At 63.0% G+C, this 18,448-nt stretch carries 14 protein-coding genes; 2 read left to right on the forward strand and 12 right to left on the reverse strand.

From position 1 onward, the window contains the following. Positions 1-11: 11 nt before the first annotated feature. Positions 12-452 (reverse strand): NUDIX domain-containing protein, encoded by a 441-nt coding sequence (locus tag FLM52_14460; GenBank protein NVN56944.1) that lies wholly within the window; start codon positions 450-452, stop codon positions 12-14. A gap of 394 nt (positions 453-846) precedes the next feature. Here FLM52_14460 and FLM52_14465 point away from each other — a divergent pair, with 394 nt between their 5' ends. Next, positions 847-1,398: a copper chaperone PCu(A)C gene (locus tag FLM52_14465; protein NVN56945.1), complete on the forward strand. Its 552-nt coding sequence runs from the start codon at positions 847-849 to the stop codon at positions 1,396-1,398. Positions 1,399-1,553: 155 nt separating this feature from the next. Here the strand turns inward: FLM52_14465 and FLM52_14470 are convergent, their stop codons facing one another. Then, on the reverse strand, positions 1,554-2,165 hold the full coding sequence (locus tag FLM52_14470; protein NVN56946.1) for a LysE family translocator: 612 nt from the start codon (positions 2,163-2,165) through the stop codon (positions 1,554-1,556). Between the two features lie 938 nt (positions 2,166-3,103). Here FLM52_14470 and FLM52_14475 point away from each other — a divergent pair. Continuing rightward, positions 3,104-3,349 carry a hypothetical protein gene (locus tag FLM52_14475; protein NVN56947.1) on the forward strand — a complete coding sequence of 82 codons (246 nt, stop codon included), beginning with the start codon at positions 3,104-3,106 and terminating at the stop codon, positions 3,347-3,349. A 626-nt stretch (positions 3,350-3,975) separates the two neighbouring features. Here the strand turns inward: FLM52_14475 and FLM52_14480 are convergent. The 10 genes from FLM52_14480 to FLM52_14525 form a co-directional block, all read right to left on the reverse strand. Continuing rightward, positions 3,976-4,197, reverse strand: a complete 222-nt coding sequence (locus FLM52_14480) for a hypothetical protein (GenBank protein ID NVN56948.1) — start codon at positions 4,195-4,197, stop codon at positions 3,976-3,978. Positions 4,198-4,239: 42 nt separating this feature from the next. Next, positions 4,240-6,324 carry a hypothetical protein gene (locus FLM52_14485; GenBank protein ID NVN56949.1) on the reverse strand — a complete coding sequence of 695 codons (2,085 nt, stop codon included), beginning with the start codon at positions 6,322-6,324 and terminating at the stop codon, positions 4,240-4,242. A gap of 8 nt (positions 6,325-6,332) precedes the next feature. Further along, positions 6,333-6,734: a hypothetical protein gene (locus tag FLM52_14490; GenBank protein NVN56950.1), complete on the reverse strand. Its 402-nt coding sequence runs from the start codon at positions 6,732-6,734 to the stop codon at positions 6,333-6,335. After that, positions 6,731-8,428, reverse strand: a complete 1,698-nt coding sequence (locus FLM52_14495) for a hypothetical protein (GenBank protein ID NVN56951.1) — start codon at positions 8,426-8,428, stop codon at positions 6,731-6,733. The genes FLM52_14490 and FLM52_14495 overlap by 4 nt, the downstream gene beginning before the upstream one ends. Continuing rightward, entirely contained in the window at positions 8,413-9,612 is a 1,200-nt protein-coding gene (locus tag FLM52_14500; GenBank protein ID NVN56952.1) for a hypothetical protein, read from the reverse strand. The genes FLM52_14495 and FLM52_14500 overlap by 16 nt, the downstream gene beginning before the upstream one ends. Positions 9,613-9,688: 76 nt before the next feature. Further along, entirely contained in the window at positions 9,689-13,066 is a 3,378-nt protein-coding gene (locus FLM52_14505) for a hypothetical protein (GenBank protein NVN56953.1), read from the reverse strand. 29 nt (positions 13,067-13,095) lie between these two features. Then, on the reverse strand, positions 13,096-13,494 hold the full coding sequence (locus FLM52_14510; protein ID NVN56954.1) for a hypothetical protein: 399 nt from the start codon (positions 13,492-13,494) through the stop codon (positions 13,096-13,098). A 32-nt stretch (positions 13,495-13,526) separates the two neighbouring features. Continuing rightward, complete coding sequence (locus FLM52_14515) at positions 13,527-17,009, reverse strand: hypothetical protein (protein ID NVN56955.1); 3,483 nt, start codon at positions 17,007-17,009, stop codon at positions 13,527-13,529. 127 nt (positions 17,010-17,136) lie between these two features. Then, positions 17,137-17,889 (reverse strand): hypothetical protein, encoded by a 753-nt coding sequence (locus tag FLM52_14520; protein NVN56956.1) that lies wholly within the window; start codon positions 17,887-17,889, stop codon positions 17,137-17,139. Positions 17,890-17,941: 52 nt separating this feature from the next. Continuing rightward, positions 17,942-18,436 (reverse strand): hypothetical protein, encoded by a 495-nt coding sequence (locus FLM52_14525; GenBank protein ID NVN56957.1) that lies wholly within the window; start codon positions 18,434-18,436, stop codon positions 17,942-17,944. Between the last annotated feature and the right edge of the window lie 12 nt (positions 18,437-18,448).

Consider the following 18,448-nt stretch of genomic DNA (forward strand, 5'->3'; position numbering starts at 1 on the left):
AAAAGCGAAGATCATCGGCCCAGGCTCTCACTCAGAAAGCCTTCACGAATCAGGCGCTCAAGGGCCATACGGCTATCAGGGGTTGAAGGATGCAACGCAAGCGCATCAGCAGGCGTGACCCAGAAGGCATCTGCCACTTCTTCAGCCTGCAGGGTCAGCGGGCCATCGTAATGCACCAGAAATGCACTGCCGAAGACATGGTTGGTCGCGTCTGTGTAGCAGAAATCGAAACAATGCTTGAGCGGCGCACCGCGCACGCCAATCTCTTCCTCCAGCTCGCGACGGGCAGCCACCTGCACGGCCTCACCGGCCCCGACAACCCCCCCGCTGGCAAGATCGAAATAGCCGGGGAACACTTCCTTGCTCAGGGTACGCTTCTGGATGCACAGCTCACCGCGGCCATTGAGCACGAAGGCATAGGTCGCACGGTGCCAATAGCGGTAGCGACGCATCAAGCGACGCGGTGCCGTGCCACAAGGGCGATTCTGCGCATCGACCAGCTGAATGATTTCGTCCTGGATCACCGTTCCCTGTTCCTTGCCTGTCCTTGAATCACTTCGATAGCTACCCGCGACGACCTACACCGCCGGATAGCATCGACCAATGCGTCCCACGGTAGCAGAATGCGACGAGGCTGCCTTCAACTGCGGCCCGGACACCTGCCTTCACCCCCTGGAACAGGTGACGCTCACATTCGGGCAAACCACCTAAAACAGAACCCTCTGCACCAGCCTCTGCACTAGCCTCTACACTAGAGGCCATCGCCGTCAGAAAACACCACGCTGGCATCATGGACCGGCCCCAGGGTCATTCTCTTTACACGCCGATACAGGAGATGCGCACGGCATGAGGCAACCTCATAAGGGACATGGCGCGCCGCGACGCGCCGGACAGATATCGGCAGGCCTGACCGCCCTTCGCACCATCGCCACTACTGCCAGCAGATGGCTGGCGACGCTGGCCCTGCTCTCCCTTGCCACGGTTCACGCCACTGCGCAGGAGCCCCCATCCGCCATCCCCCATGTCGAGCAAGCCTTTGCGCTACCGACACCACCGAGTGCCACGACCGGGGCCGCCTACCTGACACTCTCGATCGCAAAGGGCGATGCCGTGCTGACAGGCGCCAGCACGCCGATGGCCGCCACGGTCGAATTGCACAGCATGCAAGTCACGCAAGAGCGCATGCAGATGCACAGAATCGAGCAACTGGCGATTTCCTCTGACGCGCCGCTGACGATGGCTCCCGGCGGCGGCCCCCATCTGATGCTGATCGGGCTGACGCAGCCACTCACTGCAGGCGACAGGCTGCCGCTGACGCTGCATTTCCTGGCGAGACCTGACACGAGTCTTGAGGTCTCGATCAAGGACTACGCCGAGATGATGTCGCTCAGTGAGTGACGCCATCGGTGCATACGCCTCTATCGACAAACACCTCTATCGACAAGCGACCCAACCCGCGAAACGCGCATGCAAAACAGCCCTGACACAAGGTGCCAGGGCCGTTTTCTACCAGATAACGAATCACCAGATCCTCACCGGGCTGACAGGCTGTCTCAAAGCCCCCAGACCACCCGCAACGCCAGCCCCAGCAACACCACGCCCGTCAGACGATTGATCCACATCGCGCGCGCCTGCAACCAGGGCAGCACCCGCGAATGCGACAGCACCAGTGCCACCAGCACATACCAGAGCCCGTCGATACCCATGGCCGTCACGACGACCAGCCACTTGCCCATCTCGCTCATCTCCGGCGTGATCAACTGACTGAGTAGCGCCACGAAGAACAGGATCAACTTGGGGTTGGCCAGCGCCACCATGAAACCATCGCGAATCGCCATGGAGCGGGACGTCGTGACGGCCTGCGCCTCCAGCGCTCCACCGCGGCCCGCCCGCAGCGCCTTGACCCCCAACCAGGCCAGGTAGGCTGCACCCAGCAGCATGACCGTCTGGAAGACGCCCGGATAATGAACGATCAAGGCGCCGAGCCCCCAGGCAGTCAGCGCGGCGTACAACCCGACTCCCAGCGCATGACTGATACCGGCGGCGACCCCCGCACTCCTCCCGCCGCCCAGGGTATGGCGCAGCACCATCGCCAGACTCGGCCCGGGCGACATCGCCCCCATCGCGCATAGCGCAACCAGTGACAACCACAGATTCAGCGGCATCCAATGCATGAAGGTCATTGCATGTTCCAGTCAATTGGTGAAAGCGACACTGCGCCGGCCTCGGACAACCACCTGGGGGCATCAAATGACAGAAGCCCGGCGCTCGCGATGGGGCCCGCCCTCCCCATCCTGCGTTGCAGATGGGATGCGAGTATCGGGCACATACGACTCCCACCAAGTCTTCAGGCAGACGCAGTCGAGTGTATCAAGCGCCGTGCTGATGCGGCAGCAGGCCATATGGACGACCTGGACATGCCCCTCACGATGGGTGTCACACGGGCTGGACAGTCCGCACTCGAAGGCGGCCGTCGTGCATGGATTTATATGAGAACATAATAAAGTACAGAATTTTACACATTCGAAAACTTGTGCAACAAATTAGGCGTTGTATAAGTTTGTGATAACCAGTAACGTCTCTACCGCTGCTCAGGAAGAGCGGCAGGTTCAGCGTAGTGACAGGCCAAGTGCACAGGAAGTGCAGCCAGGGACAGGCCCTGTCAAAGGATGACGCGCAGGCTTGGGGACTTCGCTCCTTAGCCAGGAAAATTCGTAAGCCTGAGCGGGTAGGTTTACGAATCTTCATGACTGGCAAGCCTGCGAGCTCAGGGAAAGAGAGCACTACGCTGAATGACACCGAATTCAGTCAGTTTCTGAAAGGTGTACAAGATTCTTGCGGGTCAGTAGCGCCCGATCGCTGCTCAGGAAGAGCGGCAGGTTCAGCGTAGTGACGGGCCAAGTGCACAGGAAGTGCAGCCAGGGACAGGCCCTGTCAGAGGATGACGCGCAAGCATGGAAGCTTCACTCCCGGCTAGCAAGATCCATGAGTCTGAGCGATTGATTCATGGGCCTTGATGGCTGGCAGGTTTGCGAACTCAAGGAAAGAGACCACTACGCTGAACCTCACCAGATTCAGTCAATTGCTGAGAAGGAGAGGAGACATGGAAGGGAAAGCTCAAGCCGCACTGTGTTGTCCGGCATGCTCCGGCCTGAAGATGGAGTATCAGTACCACACCCCATCGGCCGACCACCTGGTGCACTGCCAGGATTGCCATGAATACGTCGGCATGTGGTTTACCCTGCGCCAGGAACTCGCGATCCAGAACACCCGCATCGCACTTCTCGACCCCTCCATCGCCAGCAACAGCCTCTATCGACGCGTAACGAGCGTTCCACATCAGGCGTGAGCCGCCGTCTGGAAGCACGAGACACAGGAAAGCCCCGACATTCGTTCGGGGCTTTCCTGTGTCTGGGCCCCTGCCGTCACTTACAGAGCAAAGACAAGCAGCTGCCAGCGCCATGACAGGCAAGCGTAAAGAGATAAGCAAGGACAGGTATTCGGGACAGAGGTAGAGACAGACTGAGCGCGAGCGAAGAACCACGAGGAAGAAGAATCGGTGGGAGCCAGAAACGCAAAAAGCCGCTCGAAAGCGACTTTTTCAATTCTGGTGCCGGTGGTCGGACTCGAACCGACACGCCTATTAAGCGGCGGATTTTGAATCCGCCCAGAGCAAAATCGCAGCCACGCTTGCCACGGGCTTTTGCACTAAAATCATGCACTTACATCATTGCACCTAGCACACTGCGCGCACTCAGACGCCACAGAACGCGGCGAAAACGCGGCGAAACGCGGCGAGAACGCGGCGAGAATATCGAGGCAACGCGGCGAGAACGCGGCCGCCAGGGTCCAGCAGAGACGGACAATGCATCGAGCATGAGACGCCCACACCGCTGCCCGCATTGTTTGCATATCGGCAACATAGACCACCGGCCCAGACTGAGCACCGGCGATCAAATGCCCATCAAACAAACCTCACACCTCGACCACCACCACCGGCAGGCTAGGAGCCACGCCAGTGATCTGGTCCCCCTCCACGTAGACCATGCCACCCACCTGGGCATCGCCCTGGCAGGTGCGCACCCCACCCCCTACCAGATCCACGCGAACGCGCGAGCCGCTGACGCTGATCACCTCGCCTACCTGGCGCGGCGTGGTCGGCAGCAACGCCAGCAGGCGGCGATATGGATTGGCCATGCTATCTCCCTCCTTTGCTTGAACTGATACCACACGACGCCATCACAGATGGAATCTCTGCAGCTCGATAGACTGGCGCACGCTCAGGGCACGCCCCTGCAGGCTTGCGCTGACGCTCACGCCACGCGAGACACCACGCCAGCCATCGCACTCGATCATCATGCCAGGCAGCAGCAGGCCGCCCAGAGAGGCCGCCAGGGGCATCTGCAGGCTCTCGGTGCTCTGGCGCAGGGTAGCGGCCAGCTCAGCGATCCCGCGCGACAGGGCCGGTGCCTGATCGGTGATCAGGGCATCCACCACGGTGGGTGCGAGCTGATCGCCTGCGGTGCCCTGCCGGATGATCTGGGCCTGGATGCCGCCGGTGTCGCCATGCAGCCAGACGGCATTGCGGGCATCACCTGGCTGCTGATCGCTGCCCAGCTGGGTGATGATGTCGCGGGGCACCGCCAGATCGACCTCGCCCTCAGCCCAGCGCCAGGGCGCTGCCTCGAAGCGGGGCGCGACGATGATGGTCTGATCCTGCTGATGGGCCTGCACATAGCCGCCGGCCGCCTGAGCGATCCGCGAGATGGCGTCGATGGGTGCGAGGCTGTCATAACTCCACGCACCGGCGGGCACCACCCAGTCAGTCATGCGCCAATCCAGTGACCAGCCCTCTGGCAGCTCAGCGCGGGCGAGCTGCGAGGCGGTGGCCTGGCTGTCCTCGGTGTAGCTGCGCGCGGTGGCGTAGGGCGCACCCAGGTACGCCGCGAGCGAGCGGCCGCTGATGGTCACGCTATGACTCTGCCAGCTCTCAGAGCGTCGCCAGCCATCCACCAGGCACCGCCACTGCTCGCCATTGATCTCGGCCATCACCTCCACCGGCTGGCCATCGGTGCCAGTCACCAGCGCTTGAGCGTCACGCCCTGCCAGGCCGGCAGAGAATGACCATGCCCAGCTGTCAGCGTCGATGCTGAGCGTCATCTGGGTGGCCGGCAGCTCCAGGCCATCGGAGAGGCGCACCAGGCGCGCGGAGTTTTGCACGATATAGAGCCTTTTGACGGGAATGGTCGGGGTGGGTATCTCACACGTCAGACCGAACTGCAGCACCCACGGGGCGCTCGGCATGGCGTGGCAGAATTGCAGGGTCGTGCCACCCTCCACCGGCTCGAGCACCGGCGGCTCAGGCGGATCTGGCGGCAAGTCGAGGCCAGGCGGTGGCCGGCGGGCCTCCTCCCAGGGCACGCGCCAATCGTCGCCAGCGGCGCGCCCTTGCTGATAGGGCACACCCATCGTCACCGGCTCGAGGGTGCGGGCCTCCTCATAGCGCGAGTGCCGGCGGGCATCATTGCGGGGCGGGTGCTGGTAGCCGCTCGAGCGAGCCGCGGCGATTCCCTGCCCCTGCTCCCATACCGGCCGAGATCCGCGGCGGACACGCGGCAGCTGCAGCCACTGGCTGCCACTGAGGGTGCCCAGGATGCGCTCGGCCTGCTCCCACCGCGAGCCACTGATGGCGTCGGTGCGGGGGCGTGCCGACCACTGGCCGCCCTGGCTGGCCGCAAGCGTCGCGCCCTGCTCGAAGCCTGACGCGGTGGCACCATAGGGGCGAGCCGGCGGCTCCCAGCGGGTGCCGGCCTGAGCCTCGAGCGGGACCGCGTTCTCGAAACGGGCACCGGCACTATCTGATGGCCCTCGAAAGACATTAATCTCGCGGGTCAGCGCGACATCGACCACCGCCGGCGCACCCAGCGTGGCCACCAGCGAAAGGCTGACACCATGCTCGACGCGGATCTCTGCCGTCACCGGCGGCGCGCTCGCCTCCAGGCTGAGCGACTGGATCAGCTCGAGCTGCGCACGCACGGTGGCTGCTGGCACCACCAGGCTGGCCGCGATCTCGATGGCTCCACCCTGGGCGAGTCGAGCATCGACTGATGGCGGCGTCAGCTGGGCATCGAGCACCAGCTCGCGCGGCAGCTCCACCGCCTCAGTGGCACCGCCGAAGCCAAGCACGACATTGCCACCCGCCGGCGGTACATAGTCACCGGCAAACAGCAGCAACAAACCAGGATCACCACCCAGGCGCAGCTCGAGGGCGCGCGCGCTCCAGGGCGCTAGCCCCTGGACAAACTGCAGCCTGATCTCTCTCACGGAGCCCCCTAGCCCTCAGCGAATACCATGCGGCTGATCCGCGTCAGTATCCCGCGATAAATCGTCGTCGAGCTGATGGTCACGTCAGCGCCTGATCCCTCGATGCCGACATCCAGATCCATCACCCAGGCACCCTCGCCATCGACCAGGCGCGCCCAGGTGGCCTCGCCATCGGCGTCGGCCATCACCTCCTCGAAGCCCGCCCCCGTCAGGACGCCACCGGAGAGATCCGCGGCGAATGGCTGGGGCACCCCCAGCGTGGCCAGCGCTACCTGATCGGTGACGGCAGCCCCAGGCGATGGGCGGGTGCCGGAGTACACAACGAATGACGCCGGCGAATCGCCGGCATCTATCGCGCCGGCGATGGCCGCAAGGCGCGCATCTTTCACGCTTGTCGAGAAGCTGATCACGGGGCGTCCTCCACCTCAGAATGCACATTGTCCGACACGACAGCGTTTTGCTGCAGGGTGTGATCGAAGGCCATCACGTAGAACGCGCGGCGCGGGTCGAGGTCCGTAAAGCGGTATTTGCCATCGGCATCACTCCACGTCTCGCGCACGATGCGGCCAGTGGCGCGCTCATGCACCCGCACCCGCCGACTGACGGGCTGGGCCTGGATGTCCAGCACGGTGCCAGCAATGACGCCCATGCGCGCCGGATCTGAGACGCCGCCAGTGGCCGTGCCATTGGCACCGCTGCCGTCGATCTGATCGAAGTGGGCGGGGTGGCGGCGCTGGTGCGGCACCCCAATAACAGCGCTTTGCCCACTCACGCCAATGGCGCGAGGATTCGGCACCGGCAGCGGGCTGGGATTCCAGCCATGCACAGGGGGCGCATCGCCCCTAACGGCCCCATGAATCCGGTAGGGGAAAGGTGGTGAAAATACAGCGCCGCCAGTGGAGTAAATGCCCTGCAATTCGTCAGTATTTAAGGCTCGATTATAAATCGCAAGATCATCAAACCCAGCGCGTAAGTAGCGCTCTCTCGAATTAGTATACTGCCCAATGTAGAGTCCATATGTGCCGATTGAAACATCAGCAGCAGAGTCAGCGTATAGCTCGCCATTAAGGTATAGTTTAAAGTTATTACCCTCCCTAACTATAGCTATATTAGCCCACCCTGCCCCCCTTAAATCCGGCCCTACCAAAATCTCACCAAAATCACTTGCCCAAAGTCGAGACTGACTACTCGCCCCCCCGTATGAAGTCATTGTGTAGAGCACCAGTCCTACACCATCGCTACCATACTGATGCAGTAGCACATCATCAGTATCGTTTGCATTGCCAGATATTCCAGCAGGCACATTTACAAAGGCCGTGATAGTAAAGTCGCTTTTAGCTGGGACCAATGCGGGGAAGCCTATATACTGCGCCCCTGTAAACTCAACAGCATTTCCTGAATTACGGGAAATAGGCGACAAGTTGCCATGTATATTCCCAGGCGCACTACCCTTTTCATCTGAAACTGGCCCAGATAGCGGAAAGTCTGGGTAGTAATGGGACAATCCCTCGGTTGAGCTACTTGCGGCAAGCTCGCCAAAGTCAACGCTCACCGACAACTGCTGCACATTATCGTCAGGCAAAGAATAATTGAAGACGCGAAGATCTATAACCTCGCCCTCATATCCACTGCCGGCCAAATAGACAACGCCCGCACCAGGTAAAAATGCACCTTCATGCTCGATGATCACGACACCATCTAAAAACACTTTACTGATGGTGTCGTCATATTTGACGGCAATGTGATGATGATAGCCAATCGCCAGCGATTCATCAGACACGGCCACATCATCGCCCACCTGCAACGTCAAGCGGCTGGATTCATCAATCGTCAGCCGGTGGCTATCACCCACCCTGATCACGGAGCACCCCACCGACTTGGGCATCATCCACAGAGACAGGGTAAAGCCTGACGCCTCGACGCCTACGCTAAAGGAAAGCTCATCACCTGGCGTCAGCAGAGCGGCATGCCGACCATCGTGCAGCGCTGTCATCCCCCAGGCGGAAACGCTGCCAGCCCCATCTATACCGCCCACATAGTCCGCCAGTCGTCCATTGAATGAGTAATGATGCGATTCTATTGCCATGATCAGACCCCCCGCCATTCATCAAGACGAAAGGCGACCAGATGCCCCTGAGAATCATCCTCCTCATTGGCCACCAGGCACGAAAGAACAGGCACCCCCTCGAGGCCAGGCAGGTTATCTATGATCACCTTGTCGTAAACGGGCGATGTCTGTAGTGGCTGCAATATGCCTGGCAGGTATCCACGCAATGACTGCTCTGCTCGAATTGAGGATGTGTCGCCGCTCGGCCCTTCTCGGATCAACAATCGGCCCAGCGAGACATAATATCCATTGTCCGAAGCATTGGGATAACCAATCGTTTCCCCCATTCTTTCCCCTATCCCCAGCAAGCTGGCATGAGCATCACCAGGCAGCTGGTTATAGCTCCTGCAGATCTGGAGATAAGAGGTATTGCCAAAATTCATTGAGGCGGGATAAGGGGCGTCATTGAATGTCCAAGAGGCAGATGCACTGATGCCATTTGATATACAGTTAAATGCATCGCCTGGGCGCACACTGTCAAAATCACCTGAGATAATTAAGCCTCGAGCGGCAGGGTCTGCGTACCTATTGATATAATACAGCCCTAGTGCATCAGCAATAAATAGCCACTCAGCATCCCTATTTGTTTCGTTATTTGAGTAAGGCCAATAACGACCTAACTCAACTGTATAGGTATCGAGATCAATAAAGTCAGAGGCCCACAATACTGATGCCAACTTAGCGCTCGATGGCGTAGAGCTATAGTAATCCTTGGGGTCGCCATTCTTGACGATAAGCGTCAGAGCCGTGGCACGCGGGTCGGTGCGACGAAAAGCAATGCGGTATGTTTCGGCGTCCTCGGCCGCCACCTCCCAGCCTTCTACGGGTGCCGCCTTGATCTCGATCAGATCGCCGGTCGCCTCAGTGGCAGCGGGCGCGGTATCGAGCGCGAAGCGCACCCAGTCGCTGCCGATGGCGGTCACGCGATGCTCGCCATTGTAGCCAGCCTGATCTGCCCCACTGATGGCGATCACCTGCCATTTGAGATAGCCGTGACCACTGCCCACGCTCGCGGTGGCTTGCTGGATGGCGCTGTCATACGTCAGCGAGGCGACAGGCTTGGTATTGAAGCCGGTCACCAGGCAGGCTTTTAGCAGCTCGATCAGCGCGCCATATTGGTCGCCATTCTCGGGACTGCCGCCCATGTCACTGCTGAACCACTTCACCGGAAAATCGGCCATCGTAATGACTCCTGAAACGAATTCGCCCGGCAGGTGCCGGGCGTAGAGAATGAAACTTGAGAGCTGATGTGTGGCGTCAGGCGTTGGCGTTGCCACGGATCTGCAGGCGGAAAGAATCTTGCTGGCCGCTGGCCGGCCCCTGCAGGATCACGCGCGCCAGCCACATCGGGAAGCTCGCGCCGATGGTCGAGAAGCGGATCACGTTGCCATTCACCCAGCCGGCCCCGAAGCCGCCCGCCTTGAGCGTCCAATAGGGTACGCCCTGATTCGGGTTGGTAGGCGACGTATCCTCATTGGTGCTACCCACGCCGATCTCGCCCACGGTGCGGCCGATGATGCGGAACGTGCTCGAGCTGGTGAAGATCAGCGCCCAGTCCTCAGTGATGGCCCCGCGATTGGTGATGATCGGCGGGTAGGTGGTCACGTTGTACTCGGCCAGGGTGCCATCTGCGCCATCGTTGTCGTCTTTGCTCCAGTCTCGATCCCAGCTCGAGAGATCGAAGAAGTCAGCCACGCGCGCTTGCAGATCGCCGGCCACCATCGCGGCGCTGACCAGCGTATCGCCGGCGGGATAGTCGTGGCTCAAATTGCCCTTGAGCGTCAGCGCCCCCGATAGATCCACGTCACCCACCAGCAGCATGTCCTCGACACGGTGCAGGGCGTACCAGGGTTCGGGGTGGGTGGCCGTGTCAGGCGCGGCGAGCTGCACGGTGCCGGCATCGAGGTCTGCACTGTACTGGGTGGCGGGCACCTCCTCGCCGGTGGCGTCCTCCACCACCAGACTGGCCAGCCGCGAGCGGCCGACATCCAGCGTGGTGCCGCCACCGATCCCCAGCGGGAACGGAGCGCGGCCGGTGTGATGCACCACCACCACGCCGCCGGCGCGATAGATAGGCACGCGGCCATCGCTGGGCAGGCGCACAGGGTCGATGCCGATCAGCTCAGCCTCGAGCGGCAGCGTGGTCAGAATGACGGCATTGAAACGGGCGGTGCTCGGGATCACCTGGGTGGGCCGCCAGATCATGCCGGCGTCATCCACGGCGGTGGCGTCGTACCAGGATTCGGCGCGCTCGGCAGCGCTCAGGCTGTCATTGCTGACCAGCTTGCCGAAGGTCACGCGCACCACCCCCGTCTCGAAGCTCACGCTGCCTGACATCTCGTCACCCTCGATCTCGCCAGAGAGTGCCGCTTGGCCGGTGATCGAGCGGCCGTCGAGCGTCGTGGCCTGGATCAGCAGACCACCCACCTGCAGCGGCGAGCCTGGCGTGCGGAAAAACGCCTCATCGAGCGTCCAGGTGCCGAAGGTGCTCACCAGGGTTTTGACGGTGATGGTGGCGCTGGTGCCGCTCGGCCAGTCAGTGATGCGGGCATCGCCGGTGCCATAGTCGATGGTGCCCGCGAGAACGCCGGCCCCGTTGCTGGTCACGCTGCGATAGAGACTGCCCTGGCGGTCGATGAACGTATCGCCTCGGAAGATGAACGACAGCGTGCCAGGCACGACGCTATCTTGCAGCAGGGGCATCAGCTCGACATCGAGCGGGGCGAGATCCTGGGTGATGGTGTGGGTGGTCGGGGCGGCGCTGTCCAGCTGGCTGGTCAGCCAGACGCTCGAACCATTCTCGAAAACGTCGCGCTTTTCTTTGCTTCCCCATTCGCGGTGCGTGGCGTCGCCATCATCCCACTCGCTGACCTCGCGGACCTTCTCGACCTCGAAGGTCACCGCGCCGGTGGCGTAGTCAATGCTCCCCTCCCATCCACCATTGAAGCCGCCACGGCCATCATCGGTGATGGTGTAGGTGACATCGGCCTCGCCGCCATTCTGCTCGACAGTCTCCCAGGTGCCGGTGCGCGGGCTGCTGCGCGACTCGCTCTCGCTGCTCGACCAGGTGCGCACCACCGACCAGGTGATGGCCACGCTACCAGGACGCACCGGCGCATCGCTGATGCTGAGGCTGACCAGGCCGGCCCCGTTGGCAGACGGCAGGAATTGCTCGGTTTTCGGTGCCCCATAGTCATATTCGATTTCGACCTGGGTGCTGGCATCTGGGAAGGCGTCGCCATTGAACTCGACATATGCCTCGCCTGGCTGGGGCGCGCCACTGCCGTCGGCATAGCCATAAACCACGCGGCCGGTGGCTGCGCCGCTGAGGCTCCCCAGGCCATCATCGGTGGCCGTCTTCTCGCTGCCGCCAGAGATCCAGCGCACGGTAACGCTGCCAGGCATCACGCCGGCGTGATCGAGCACGAACGTCATCCAGGGTTTGTCGATGGTGGCCTGGCCGGCGCGATCCTCATAGTGGGCCGGCGTGCCCCAGCTGAACAGCACCGAACTGCCGACATCCGGCAGGCCGCCCAGCGTCACGCTGACAGATCCGGTGGCATAGTCCACGCGCCCCGCCCCGCTGCCGCTCAGATCGCCATTCGCGTCATCGTCGCGCAGCTCATACCACTTGCCCAGCGAGCGATAAGCGATCACCACGCTGCCAGGTGCCGGCAGCGGGTCCAGGCGGCTGACATAGGTGAAGCCGCGGTTATTCAGCTCGATAGCGATCTGGGTGGTGCTGGCGATCTGCGCCACCTCGAAGGTCGAGCCACCGCTGCTGACGCTGATGGTGGCCGTGCCGCCCACCTGCACATCGGTCACCGCCTGCTCGGTGGTGGTGGCCGGCACAAGCGGCGCATAGGTGCTGGCCACGGTGACGCTATTGGCCCCGAAGGTGGCCGGCTGGGTCAGGGTGCTGACGCCATAGTAACGGGCGGCATCGGTGCTCTGCCCCTCGCGGATCACGGTATCGGGATTGAGGGTGCCAGGCTTGGGCTGCACGCCATAGACGCGCTGGCGCAGCGCAGTGGATAGCCCCAGCGTCAGCACGCGGCGCTCGAACGTCTGCACGTTGCTGCCGTTCTCATACTCAAATGTGCGGATCTCGTGGTCGATCTCAGAGATGCGCACATATTGGACCTCGCCGGCGGCATCGCCCTGCTCGGTCATCAACGCCAGCACATCGCCCAGATCGGGCAGCGTGGCCTCTGGCATCTGAAACGTGATGATGCTGCGCTGGCCGGCCAGCTGATCGCCCAGCAGCGTCATGCGCGAGGTCGCGCCGGCGGTCACATAGCTCTCGACGTAATCGCGGGATTCGGCACGCTCATCAGATGGCGAGCCGGTATCGAACATCACCACGCTGACATTTGGATCAGCCGGCACCTGGTCAATGATCGCGTGCGCGCCAAAATATTGGGCGGTGTTGTCGGTCAGCACGCCGGCCCCGACCTTGCGCAGCGAGGTGCGCCCCGCTGCGCGATCAAGATCAGAGATGTCATCAAAGATGTCATTGCTCGCGCCATCGGTCACGGGGCGGCCAGTCAGCCGGCCACCGCCATCGGCGTTGTCGGTCATACGCTCGGACTGCAGGATGCGGATGTCGCCGCTATGGATTGTTTCGTCGGCCATTGGGCTGGCTCCAGCAAGGTGATGGGGTGTCAGACGGTGATCAGGCGCAGGGTGATGGTGTAGGGGTGATCGGCATCCTGGCTGCCGGCCGCAAGGCGCAGCACCTCAGACGCTGACACTGCCTCGCCGCCGGCGTGATCGAATACGCAATCGAAGGTCCGGCCATCACCCCACACCAGCACCATCGGGGTGTCAGCAGGGCGTGGCGTGGCGGCCAGCTCGGAGAGCGCCAGCACAGTGGAGCGCGTCACCCAGGCACCGCCACCACTGGCCAGCGTGATGGATCTGCCGGCCGCCTGGGCGCTCTCCTCGACCACCAGCGCGCCGGTCAGTGTCGGGGTCTGCACTTGCCCCACCCCATGGCTGACCATCTCATCAGTCCACTGAATATCAGCAGGCAGGGCGATGCCCTCTAGTGTCACCGGCATGGGTGTCTCTCTCGGTTATGGGTGATGCGGTATCAGCGGATAGCGGTGCGCGAGGCGCGCGAGAGGGTTTCGAGCAGGGCGTCAGCCTCGCTCTCGTCCACCCCGTTGAGCGTCACCTGCTGATTGCCGATATTGAGATCCACCGCGACGCGGCGCTGGGCCTGCAGCGAGGTGGTCAGCTGGGTGGTGCGGCCTTGGGCGGCCGCATTGTTCTCGCGCTGGGTGACCTCGCCGGCCTGCACCTGACGCTGCAGATCCGCCTCAGCCTGCAGCGCCTCCTGGCGTTCCTGCTCGCTCTGGGCCTGGATGTCCGCGAGGCGTAGGTCGTGGGCCTGCTCGGCCAGCCTCAGCGCCTCCTGGGCCTGGCTGATGGTCTGGGCATCGCCCAGGGCGCGGGCCTTGTCCAGCGTCTGCTGCAGCTCGAGCTGCTGCTCCTGATAGCGCAGCGCCTCGACCTGGGTGCTATCACCCTGCAGGCTGGCCAGCTCAGAGCGCAGGCTCGCCAGCGTGTCGCTCACGCTGTCAGAGAGTGAGTCCACCTGGCTGCGCACTGACTGGATGGCACCCTCGAGGCTCGATAGCGAGGCGTCATCGAGCAGGTCGAACTGCCGGCGCAGATCCTCGCTCGACATCCTCAGCAGCTGGGTGGCGCTGACAGCCTGGCCGGAGTCGGCCGCCAGGTTGCGCAGGCCAGCACCTGGGTCGCTGCTGGATACCTTGCCCAACGCCTCGACCAGCTCAGTGGCCGCAAGCTGCTGCTTGCGGAACTCCAGCTCGACTAGCCCGCTATTGGCCGCCACCTTGGCCAGATACTTATTGACACCCATCGGGTCCGCGCGGGTTTTCCATGCCACAAAGGCATTGCCCACGGATTCCTCGAGCTGAGCGATCTTGTCGCGCAGCAGATCCACGGTGCCGGTGACGCCGCTGCTGCCGGTCATGGCTGATTTAAAGGCGGTGCCGGCGCGAGCGCTCAGCGCCTGGGTGGCATTGGCCGCCTTGTTGTAGACGGCCGCCAGACCGCCCCCGATGGCACTGGCTCGCGCCTCCACATTGCTGATGGCTGACTGGGTGGCTGCCTCCTCCTCGGCCTGGGCCTCTCTGCGCGCATTCTGGATGATGCGCAGATTCTTGATCGCCTCGGCCTGGGTGGCAGCCTCCTGGGCGCGCTGCTCCTCGAGCGCGCTGGTGGTGTCGTCAATGCTGGCCTTGTACTCGGTCCAGACGCTGCGCAGCGCACCGGCCCCAGTGACGCCATCTGACACCAGGCCGGTCAGCTTCTCGCGGATCGCGTCGAGCGCTTCGTCACCCTCGAGCTGCGATAGCGCCTCACCGAACGCGGTGCGCAGCTGCTCGCCGGTCAGATCGCCCTGGCGCGCCAGCGTGTCGAATGCCTCGATCACGTCCGCCTCGGCCTTGCTGATGCCGGTGGTCAGATCCCGCAGCGACAGCCCCAGGGTGTCAGCGGCTGCCTTGCCGCTGGCCTTGAGATGCTTCTCGAGCAGATCCGCCCCAGCGACACCAGACTCGACCAGCTCCTCGAGCAGCGCGCGGAAGGCGGCCAGCCCTTTCTCTGAGCTGATCTCGTCTTGCGCCTTCTCGAAGGCGGCCGCGACTTGCTCGGCACTGACCTGGCCGTTATTGGCGAGCCGGTCGAATGCGTCGATTGCCTCAGCCTCGCCGGCCTCGATACCGCTGCTCAGCTCCTCCAGCGAGGTGCCCAGATCCTCGGCCGCCTGGGCCGCTGCCTTGCCCTGGGCGCGAGTGGCGTCAGCCTGCCGGCGTTGAGTCTCGGCCAGTGACAGCATCTTGCCATCGACCACATCGGCACCATCGGCCAGCTTGTCGAGCTGATCAGCGGTAATGCCGGTCGCCTTGGCCTGCTCCTCCACCGCCTCGGTGGAGTTATCAAAGGCGTTGGCCGCTGCCTTGCCGGCCTCCATGGCCTGATCAAAGTAGCGCTTGGCATCCTTGTTGAGATCATAGAGCGTCTGCTCTGCCGCCTTGGCCTTGGCCTGGGCGTTGGCGACCTCCTTATCAGATGCAATGCCTACCTTATTCAGCAGCTCGAGCGACTTGGCATTGAGCTGCAGAATGCCAGTGCCCAGCGACGCGACGCCTGCGGTCACGCCGGCAGCGGCTGACTGCACCAGACGAAACGCCGCCACCAGGCCATTACCCATCATCTGGCCGACATCGACCAGCGACTGCATCGAATCCGCGATCTGATCGCGGTTGTCGATAAAGCTGCGCACCCAGTCAGTGCCGATCTTGATCAGCCCACTGATCGCGGTGGCCAGCTCATCGACTAGCTTGGGGTTGTCTTTCAGCGCGTCATCGAAGGCATCGGCGGCACCTTCCACCGCCGGCGAGAGCTTGGAAAACAGTTGAGTGGCAATCCCCTGCAGGCGGGTCTGCACCCCGTTGATCGCCTCCTCAGTCTTGAGCAGGTTGGCGATCTGCTCGGGCGACATGATCAGACCCATCTCGCTGGCCTGATCACCTAGCTGGCGCAACAGTGCCGCGTTGTTTTCCAGCAGCGGCTGCAGGCGCGAGGCGTTGCTCGCCAGCCCCTCGAGGAAATTGATCTGGCTCGCCTGGGGCAGATCCTGCATCGCGTCGGCCAGGCGCAGGAACATCTGATCAGGGGCGAGATTGATCAGCTCCTTAGCCTCGATGCCCAGCCCCTCGAGCGCATCCATGGCATCGCCGCCACCATTCTCGAAGGCATCCCCGATCTTGTCGGCCACATCCTGGAAGATGTCACCGGCCTCGTCGGCATCCAGCCCCGCGCGCTCGAATGCGTAGCGGTACTTTTGCAGCGCGACGATACCCACGCCGGTGCGCTTGCTGACGTTATCCAGCTCGCGCGCCAGATCCGCCTGCTCTGAGGTCATGCGCGCCGCGAAGCCTGCGACCAATGCACCACCCGCGACAGCGGCACCGGCGGCCGCCTTGCTCCAATCGTTGAGCGCCTGGCGGGCACGCTGCAGCCCCGTGCTGCCCTCCTCTGCCTGATTGCCTGCCTGGGCGGCTGAGCTGCCCATGCCGTCGAGCGCGTTCTGGGCCTCGCGCGCCTCGCGCGCCAGGCGCAGCTGCTCCTCGGAGAGATTGCCAGTATCAATGCCGGCATCGGTCAGGCTCTGGCCCAGCTGGGCCGCCTGGGCTGCCTGCTGCTGATAGGCATCACCGGCGCGGGCGGCAACGGCACGCGCTTCGTTGAGGCGGTTCTGCTGGGCGATGCTCGCCTGGCCACTGGCCTCGATCTCCTGCTCGAGCGCGCGCACCTTGTCGGTGGCCTTGTCCCACTCCTTTTGCGCCTTGCCGGTGGCAGTGGTGGCCTGCTGGAAGGCGCGCACCAGGGCGCGCTGATCCTCGAGCTGATCCAGGTTGCTGCGCAGCTCCTCGGCATTGGCCGATAAGTCGCTGACACTATCGGCGGCCGCCTCAGTGCTCGGAGAAATCAGGTTTTTGGCCTTGAGCACCAGCTCGACGGCGCGATCTGTCAGAGCCATGGCGGCATCTCCAGGCAGAAAAACACCCGCTCGGGGGCGGGTGTGGATAACTCAGGGGCGGCCGGATCTCCAGCCGCCTGGAATAAGCCCCAGCAGCTGAGCCGCTGGGGTGGTAGTGCGGTGAGGCTTAGCGCGCCATGGCCACTTTGAAGTAACGGGACACGCCGGCACCGACCTTGCTGGAATCGACCAGCAGGCTGCCATCGAGTGCCAGCTCGCCAAAGTCGTCACCGATCAGGCTCAGGCCAGTGGTCGGGCTGAACTTGACGCGGTGCGCGGTGACGGTCACGGGGCGGTCGCTCTCGGCTTCGTTCAAACCATCGAACACCAATTCGTATTCGTCGCCGCTGCCGGTCATGGCCTCGATCACATCAGCCGCTGCGCTGGTGTAGTCGATGGCGACCACATCGCCCTCAGAGATAGCGCCGCCCTCGGTCACGTAGACGCCCGCGCCGGTGATCTCGTAATCGACATCCTCGATGGCTGCATCACCCGCGCCATCGGGGTCGATGGTGACAGTGATGCTCTCGGTGCGGTCAGGCGTTTTGCTGAGCGCCAGCAGGGTGCCAGGGTAGGCGGTGTGACGCTCGCCAGTGACGGGCGCGCTCTGCACCTCGGAGCGAGTACCGCGCAGCGCCATCGCCACATTGTCGGGGCGCAGCTCCAGCATGGTGATGCTCGCGCCCACACTGCTGACGCGCTGGATCTCGTTAGCATTGCCGCCACCGGCCTGGGTGTAGTCGGATTGGGTCAGAGTATCCGTCTCGACAGAGAACTCGAGGGCGGAGCAGTTGCCCACTTGCTTGAGGCCGCCACCGCTTGAGCGGTTGCGCAGGTAAACCATGCCTTTGCCAAGGTAGCTATAGGTTTTTGTGGCCATGTTGTGGCTCTCCAGATATGCGGGGTGGTGGGTGTCGTGCAGTGATGCGCGGTCAGGTGTAGTGCTCGACGCACTCCATAGTCACTGGCATGGATGCCAGGGCGTAGCGGGAATCCTCAGCCAGCGCGTACTCGGCCGCGCCCAGGGTCACGCCGTTGTGCTTGAGCACGCGCGTCAGATCATCGCTCTGGTCCATCAGCAGGCACCGGCGCAGATCGGCCAGCCCTGCCTCGATTGCCGTCTCGCCGGCGGTCGCATCGTCCTCACTGCGCGGCAGTGCATCGACCACCAGCACCAGGCGCGCGTCAGTGCTGAGCTTGGCGCGATTTTGCCGCGTGTCGGTGGGGCGCTCGGTATCGGACTGCAGCGCCAAAATCGGCACATGCTGGCGAGCACCCAGCGCCAGAATCCAGAATCCCCGCCAGACGCTCAGGCCGAGATCGGTGTGATAGCCATTGGCGCGCGTGATGCTGGCCAGTCTGGCCTGCAGTGCGCGCATGGCTTGCGTGGTGATCGGCAGCTCAGGCGCTGCCAGTGAGTCGGGCATGGTGACCTCTCA

This window comes from bacterium Scap17 (assembly GCA_013376735.1).
GTDB lineage: Bacteria > Pseudomonadota > Gammaproteobacteria > Pseudomonadales > Halomonadaceae > Cobetia.